Here is a 7,162-nt window from a genome sequence, read left to right as displayed (position 1 = left end):
CTGAATTGTTGACTGACCAGTCAACCATCCTAGTCTCCTGCTTAACTCTTCTGGGTTGGCGAGGGAAAAGGATCGAAGCCCGTTGGGCTTCGCAAGGCCAAGGGCCGTCACCGCTTATGCGGTGTAGGTTCAACGCTTTGGTGGCTGGTGAAACACTTCAGGTTTCTAGGTATTATCATAAGGTATCTACACCTGAATAAAATAGGGTGTAAGAAGCGAACGCAGGGAACTGAAACATCTAAGTACCTGCAGGAAAGGACATCAACCGAGACTCCGCAAGTAGTGGCGAGCGAACGCGGACCAGGCCAGTGGCAATAAGTGTTAAAGTGGAAGAACCTGGAAAGGTTTGCCGTAGAGGGTGATAGCCCCGTACGCGTAAATACACTTATTGTCCTAGAGTAGGGCGGGACACGTGAAATCCTGTCTGAACATGGGGCGACCACGCTCCAAGCCTAAGTACTCGTGCATGACCGATAGCGAACCAGTACCGTGAGGGAAAGGTGAAAAGCACCCCGACAAGGGGAGTGAAATAGAACCTGAAACTGGATGCCTACAAACAGTCGGAGCCCGCAAGGGTGACGGCGTACCTTTTGTATAATGGGTCAACGACTTAGTGTAACAAGCAAGCTTAAGCCGGTAGGTGTAGGCGAAGCGAAAGCGAGTCTGAATAGGGCGATTTAGTTTGTTGCATTAGACCCGAAACCGAGTGATCTAGCCATGAGCAGGTTGAAGGTTGGGTAACACCAACTGGAGGACCGAACCCGCATCTGTTGCAATAGATTGGGATGACTTGTGGCTAGGGGTGAAAGGCCAATCAAACTCGGAAATAGCTGGTTCTCCGCGAAATCTATTTAGGTAGAGCGTCTGACGAATACCCCCGGGGGTAGAGCACTGGATGGGCTATGGGGACTCACCGTCTTACTGATCCTAACCAAACTCCGAATACCGGGGAGTACTATCAGGCAGACACACGGCGGGTGCTAACGTCCGTCGTGAAAAGGGCAACAACCCTAACCTCCAGCTAAGGTCCCCAAGTCATGGCTAAGTGGGAAAGGATGTGAGGATCCCAAAACAACCAGGATGTTGGCTTAGAAGCAGCCATCATTTAAAGAAAGCGTAACAGCTCACTGGTCTAGTCAAGGGTCTTTGCGCCGAAAATGTAACGGGGCTAAAGCCATGCACCGAAGCTGAGGATTTGCGAGCAATCGCAAGTGGTAGCGGAGCGTTCCGTAAGCCTGTGAAGGGGTACCTGTGAGGGGCCCTGGAGGTATCGGAAGTGCGAATGTTGACATGAGTAACGATAAAGAGGGTGAGAGACCCTCTCGCCGAAAGACCAAGGGTTCCTGCTTAAAGTTAATCTGAGCAGGGTTAGCCGGCCCCTAAGACGAGGCGGACACGCGTAGTCGATGGGAACCACGTTAATATTCGTGGGCCTGGTGGTAGTGACGGATTGCTTAACTTGTACACACTTATTGGATTGTGTGTGCGGGGACGCGGTTCCAGGAAATAGCTCCACCGTATAGACCGTACCCGAAACCGACACAGGTGGTCAGGTAGAGTATACCAAGGCGCTTGAGAGAACTATGTTGAAGGAACTCGGCAAATTGCACGCGTAACTTCGGAAGAAGCGTGACCCTTATATACGCAAGTATGTGAGGGTGGCACAGACCAGGGGGTAGCGACTGTTTACCAAAAACACAGGGCTCTGCGAAGTCGCAAGACGACGTATAGGGTCTGACGCCTGCCCGGTGCTGGAAGGTTAAAAGGAGGGGTGCAAGCTCTGAATTGAAGCCCCAGTAAACGGCGGCCGTAACTATAACGGTCCTAAGGTAGCGAAATTCCTTGTCGGGTAAGTTCCGACCTGCACGAATGGCGTAACGACTTCCCCGCTGTCTCCAACATAGACTCAGTGAAATTGAATTCCCCGTGAAGATGCGGGGTTCCTGCGGTCAGACGGAAAGACCCCGTGCACCTTTACTATAGCTTTACACTGGCATTCGTGTCGGCATGTGTAGGATAGGTGGTAGGCTTTGAAGCAGGGACGCCAGTTCTTGTGGAGCCATCCTTGAAATACCACCCTTATCGTCATGGATGTCTAACCGCGGTCCGTTATCCGGATCCGGGACAGTGTATGGTGGGTAGTTTGACTGGGGCGGTCGCCTCCGAAAGAGTAACGGAGGCGCGCGATGGTGGGCTCAGACCGGTCGGAAATCGGTCGTCGAGTGCAATGGCATAAGCCCGCCTGACTGCGAGACTGACAAGTCGAGCAGAGACGAAAGTCGGTCATAGTGATCCGGTGGTCCCGCGTGGAAGGGCCATCGCTCAACGGATAAAAGGTACGCCGGGGATAACAGGCTGATGACCCCCAAGAGTCCATATCGACGGGGTTGTTTGGCACCTCGATGTCGGCTCATCGCATCCTGGGGCTGGAGCAGGTCCCAAGGGTTTGGCTGTTCGCCAATTAAAGCGGTACGTGAGCTGGGTTCAGAACGTCGTGAGACAGTTCGGTCCCTATCTGCCGTGGGTGTAGGAATATTGACAGGATCTGTCCCTAGTACGAGAGGACCGGGATGGACATATCTCTGGTGGACCTGTTGTCCTGCCAAGGGCATAGCAGGGTAGCTACATATGGAATGGATAACCGCTGAAGGCATCTAAGCGGGAAACCAACCTGAAAACGAGTGTTCCCTATCAGAGCCGTGGTAGACTACCACGTTGATAGGCCGGGTGTGGAAGTGCGGCAACGCATGAAGCTTACCGGTACTAATAGCTCGATTGGCTTGATTGTTCTCATTGCCGCTGTTCATCTCACGGACGAATGCAACGCATTCGTCCGCAATGAACGCCAAAGACGTGTTTAAAAATACAGGCGAAAGCCTGCCAGCTTCTCAATTAAAGTTGCGCTTTGCCGACCTGGTGGTTATGGCGGGGTGGCCGCACCCGTTCCCTTTCCGAACACGGCCGTGAAACGCCCCTGCGCCCATGGTACTTCGTCTTAAGACGCGGGAGAGTAGGTCGCTGCCAGGTCTGCAAAACGCAACTTCAAATCTTCTCATCACCAAGCGGCAAAAGCCGTGTTACAATAGGCCGCTACAAAGCGGCCTTTGTGCTTTCCAAAGGACCGTCACGGTTCTGAAATATCAGGTGGGTTGACCCTGAAAAGGTGCCCGCCTAACACGAGACAAATCCTTTGGATTTGCTCGGATGACGCAAGTTGGTAAACCAACTTGCTCAAGCTTCGACGAACCCTTCGGGTTCGCTTTGGTGACGCGGGGTGGAGCAGCCCGGTAGCTCGTCAGGCTCATAACCTGAAGGCCGCAGGTTCAAATCCTGCCCCCGCAACCAAATCTTTCCCCTCCAAGACCACTATCGCTCGCGCGAAAACTGAAGCCCAATAAAAAGCCCGCCTCCCGCGGGATGCTTGCGTTTTTAAGCCCCTAGATACCCCAAGGCCAGCTAGACCAAAAGCCGTTCGGGCGTGATCTGCATGCCGCCCGTGGGCGGTCACCTAAAGGCAAAGCTATGTGGGTAACGGGTCGAGTGGACTGGGGGCTGCAGCTCGGAACCGATCCCGCGCCTGGTTCGAAGGCATGCTGACGATGCTGATGGCCGGGCGGGGCAGCCGAGGCTCTTGTGCTCAAGCGTGTATCGATCCTGCAAGACCGCAAGGATGTGTTTAACGCTCTGATCCGAGCGTTGTTCGATGGCCAGGCGCTCAATAGCGATCTCGTCATGAACATTCTCAGCGGCAGTGGAGACCGTGTGTAAGGGAGGGCGGGGAGGCTGACCGGTCGTGGCTGCTCAACCTTTGACGAGCGACCTGCGTTGAGTCACCCAGACGATCATCGCCAACGCAATAAGGACCCCGCCGCCCGCGACGACAGCGATCCAGCCGCCGCGTTCCCACAAGACGCCTGCCATCATCGACCCAACCGCGCCGCCGATAAAGTTACAGGCGACGAAGGCCGTGTTCAGGCGGCTGCGCGCGCCAGGATCGACCGCGAAAAGTCTTGACTGGTTGAGAACGTTGGTAGCCTGAATCGCGACGTCCAGCAGCAGGACAGCGGCCAGGACAGGAACGATGTGCGTTGAACCAAAGCCCGCGATCACGAGAGAGATCAGCGCCAGAGCAAGCGCGGCGCCCGTACCTTCGACAGACCAGCCCCGATCATGGAGCCAGCCGGCACGGCGGGCTGCAAGCGCGCCCGCAAGACCGACAAGGCCGACTAGACCGATCTGACTGACGGAGTAGCCGAAAGGCGGTGAACTGAGAAGGAAGGTTAGCCCGGTCCAGAATAGTGTGAAGACGGCAAATGCGCAGGCACCGATGACCAGCGTAATTTGTACGGGACGATGTTGACGCACGACTGTGAAGACTGATGCTAATAATTTGCCATAGGAAACGGCAGGCCTCGGCCTCTCTGCCGGCAGAGCCCAGGAGAGAAGGACCGCAAGCATAATGATGAACAGGGCCGCCGCAACGTAGATCGCCCGCCAACCGAAGGCATGCGCGAGAAAGCCGCTGATCGTGCGTGACAGCAGGATACCGGTGATCAGCCCTGAGACGATCGTTCCGACCACGCGGCCGCGCTGGTCGGGCTCGGCGAGATCACCGGCGAGAGGCGTGAGAAGTTGTCCAGCGACCGTCGTCAATCCAACGGCTGCAAGCGCGGCGAGCAGAGCCGCGAAACTCGGTGCGAGCGCGCACGCGATAAGCGCGACCGCAGAACAGATCATGATGGCCGGGATCAAGCGCCGCCTGTTCATCGTATCGCCAAGCGGGACGACGAGCAGAATACCAAGCGCATAACCCATCTGCGTCACTGTAATCAGTGTGCCGGCGGCGGCGATCGAGACACCGAGCGAACCGGCGATATCAGACAGCAAGGGCTGAGCCCAATAGAGATTGCCGACCGCCGCGCCACCGGAAATCGCAAACAACAGTGTAAGCGCGGGCGACATTGCGGTGGACGCTGGAGTTTCAGAGTGCGCGCGCGACATGGTTCGTTCCTTGAACAGAAATCGAGGCGCGCCGACCTTGCTGGCTCACCTCGTGTTTTTCTCAGCAATTTTCGTTATCGAGCTGCAATCAGGACCGGGTCTCAGCTGGCGGGACCTTCGACAATATAGACGCGCGACGTCGCCGACTTGTGCCGGATCGGTTTGAGTTTCTCATATTCGGGCGAGCTGTACCAAGCCTTTGCCTTTTCCATGCTGTCAAAAGCGATCACGACCATCCGCCCGTCGAAACCCGCGCCTTCGAGGGAAGCGATGTTTCCGCCGCCCCGGACAATGAAACGCCCCCCGAATGGCTTGAATGTGGATTCCACCTGGGCGCTGTATGGCTTGATCCCCTCCGGATCAGTCACTTGGAACTCCGAGATGTAATAGGCGGGCTTCACGTCGGAAGCCGGCTCCTGAGCCCGGGGCGCGGACATCGTGGAAAAGACGGCTGCGCCAAGCGCAATCAAGAGCGTTGCAATGCGAACTTTCTTCATCTTGGGTTCCTTGCGCTTAAAGGGAGGTGGATCGGCGTTACCTTGGCTATCATGGCTGCTTCGCGCTGAGCTGGAAATTGTCCGTTTCGAACAGCTTCCGATCGAGGATCATGTCCTTGGTGGTGGCGACATAGGTCTTAAAGTGCGCAGAGTTGCGGTGGGCCTCGTAGGCAGCATTGTCGGCATACATTTCGAAGAAGCGAAGATGGTTTGGCTTGCCCTTGATCGAAACGGCATAGAGCGCCAGCACTCCCGGCTCCACCCGGATCGACGTCTCCATCTCGACTTTGACGGCGGCCGAATAGGCTTCCATCTGGGCCGGATCGATTTCCAGTTCGGCGATGCGGACCACGGGAGTGCTCGTATCTTGAGCCTTTGCCGAATGGCCAGCCAGCGTCAGCATAACCACGGCAAAGACAACGAAAATCTGCTTGATATCCATGGAAGGTTCCTCAGTTGATCACGACCGGTTTGCAAAGACATCCTTGACGACCGGCATGGCTGAGAACACACATGGCCAGCCGCTATAAAAGGCGAGCTGCGTCAGGGCTTCGGACGCCTCTTCCTGCGTCAGGCCGTTATCCATCGCGCGGCCGAGGTGGTAGGTGATCTGGGCGACCTGACCATTCGCGACAAGGGCCGCGACAGTGACGAGGCTGCGATCTCGCGGCGCTAGACCGGGACGAAGCCAGAGGTTTTTGAACAGGATCTCTGCGGTGTAGTGCACGACGCCGGGGGATACATCGCCGAAATTGGCCTGGACGCCAGTCGCACGCTTTGCTTCCGCCTCCTCGTTCAAAGGGAGGAGCTGCGGTGACGCCTCGGGCAACTGATCGGCGCCGATACCACGTTCAACAAAGATATCCTTGACGATCTCGACAGCGAAGAAGGCATTGGACCATCCGGCGTAGAAGGCGAGATGCGTCACGATCTCGGAGACCTCCGCAGCCGAGACGCCACTGTCTAGTGCCTTGTTGACGTAATGCGGCAAGCCGATCGTCTGGTTGCGCGCGATAAGTGCTGCAACGGTCACGATGCTGCGATCTCTCGCAGACAGTCCGGCGCGGCTCCAGAGGTCGCCGATGACCGTGTTCTGGGTATAGGCAGCCAAGGCCGGCGAAACGCTGCGAAGATCGTCAAGGGTCAGTGCGGGATGACTGTCGGTTGGTTTTGCCATGATGTTGATCCAGTCGGTTCACGAGTTTATGGGTGTCACTTTGATCGTCGCTGCGCGGGCGGGTGCACCGATCATCGGGCTGAGGTAGCGGCTCTTGGCGTATTTCGCGCGGTAAGCATCGTCGATACGGTCGTTGATTGGCCCTTCGGCAGGCTCGAATTCGACGTCCTTGGTCATGCCAGCGACCGACACGCGGCCGGCCTTTTGCGTGACCGCAGCCTGGTACCAGCGAGATGCCTGCCCGTTATATCCTCTTACGTAGAGCGCGCCATCGACAACCACCGACCAAATCCATGTCGGCGTGCCGTAGGTGACGCCGTCTTCGCGAAACGGGGAGATATGCAGATCGTCCGATAAGGAGACCTTGCCAAGTTCTTGCTCTGACCAAGCCATGAGAAAATGCCTTCCAATGATTTCGGGGTATCCCGTCAGAAAATACTCCAGGGATCGCCACGAGCGTGATCGATGCATGGAATATAGTATCTAG

Annotated in this window: 6 protein-coding genes, 1 tRNA gene and 2 rRNA genes (1 of these 9 cut by a window edge); 4 read left to right on the top strand and 5 right to left on the bottom strand. The window is 56.4% G+C overall.

Annotated elements, in window-relative coordinates; genetic code table 11:
* The 4 genes from HB780_RS22905 to HB780_RS33170 form a co-directional block, all read left to right on the top strand.
* Positions 1-2,788, top strand: a 23S ribosomal RNA gene (locus HB780_RS22905); it begins 150 nt to the left of the window's first position.
* Positions 2,789-2,912: 124 nt separating this feature from the next.
* Positions 2,913-3,027, top strand: a 5S ribosomal RNA gene (rrf, locus tag HB780_RS22900).
* A 241-nt stretch (positions 3,028-3,268) separates the two neighbouring features.
* Positions 3,269-3,345: transfer RNA gene (locus HB780_RS22895), tRNA-Met, on the top strand.
* Between the two features lie 288 nt (positions 3,346-3,633).
* The gene (locus tag HB780_RS33170; protein ID WP_286203172.1) at positions 3,634-3,768 is read left to right on the top strand and encodes a hypothetical protein; all 135 of its coding nucleotides are present in this window, start codon (positions 3,634-3,636) and stop codon (positions 3,766-3,768) included.
* 33 nt (positions 3,769-3,801) lie between these two features.
* On the opposite strand, the gene HB780_RS22890 is transcribed toward HB780_RS33170, so the two are convergent.
* The 5 genes from HB780_RS22890 to HB780_RS22870 all read right to left on the bottom strand — a co-directional run bounded on the left by HB780_RS22890 (position 3,802) and on the right by HB780_RS22870 (position 7,068).
* Positions 3,802-5,001 carry an MFS transporter gene (locus HB780_RS22890; protein WP_183696963.1) on the bottom strand — a complete coding sequence of 400 codons (1,200 nt, stop codon included), beginning with the start codon at positions 4,999-5,001 and terminating at the stop codon, positions 3,802-3,804.
* A gap of 101 nt (positions 5,002-5,102) precedes the next feature.
* Positions 5,103-5,498: a DUF1330 domain-containing protein gene (locus HB780_RS22885; protein ID WP_183696960.1), complete on the bottom strand. Its 396-nt coding sequence runs from the start codon at positions 5,496-5,498 to the stop codon at positions 5,103-5,105.
* A gap of 49 nt (positions 5,499-5,547) precedes the next feature.
* Positions 5,548-5,901, bottom strand: coding sequence for a putative quinol monooxygenase (locus HB780_RS22880; RefSeq protein WP_435693925.1), 354 nt, complete (start codon positions 5,899-5,901; stop codon positions 5,548-5,550).
* Positions 5,902-5,958: 57 nt separating this feature from the next.
* Positions 5,959-6,675: a carboxymuconolactone decarboxylase family protein gene (locus HB780_RS22875; RefSeq protein ID WP_183696953.1), complete on the bottom strand. Its 717-nt coding sequence runs from the start codon at positions 6,673-6,675 to the stop codon at positions 5,959-5,961.
* An 18-nt stretch (positions 6,676-6,693) separates the two neighbouring features.
* Entirely contained in the window at positions 6,694-7,068 is a 375-nt protein-coding gene (locus HB780_RS22870) for a DUF2255 family protein (protein ID WP_183696950.1), read from the bottom strand.
* Positions 7,069-7,162: the final 94 nt, after the last annotated feature.

The organism is Rhizobium lusitanum (assembly GCF_014189535.1).
GTDB classification, from domain to species: domain Bacteria; phylum Pseudomonadota; class Alphaproteobacteria; order Rhizobiales; family Rhizobiaceae; genus Rhizobium; species Rhizobium lusitanum_C.
Note: the sequence above shows the minus strand (reverse complement) of the source record. Positions and strands in the feature narration are given on the sequence as shown.

Excerpts from the sequence above, each read along its gene's own strand:
- HB780_RS22890 (WP_183696963.1), bottom strand. The coding sequence starts at position 5,001 with ATGTCGCGCGCGCACTCTGAAACTCCAGCGTCCACCGCAATGTCGCCC.
- HB780_RS22885 (WP_183696960.1), bottom strand. The coding sequence starts at position 5,498 with ATGAAGAAAGTTCGCATTGCAACGCTCTTGATTGCGCTTGGCGCAGCC.
- HB780_RS22880 (WP_435693925.1), bottom strand. The coding sequence starts at position 5,901 with ATGCTGACGCTGGCTGGCCATTCGGCAAAGGCTCAAGATACGAGCACT.
- HB780_RS22875 (WP_183696953.1), bottom strand. The coding sequence starts at position 6,675 with ATGGCAAAACCAACCGACAGTCATCCCGCACTGACCCTTGACGATCTT.
- HB780_RS22870 (WP_183696950.1), bottom strand. The coding sequence starts at position 7,068 with ATGGCTTGGTCAGAGCAAGAACTTGGCAAGGTCTCCTTATCGGACGAT.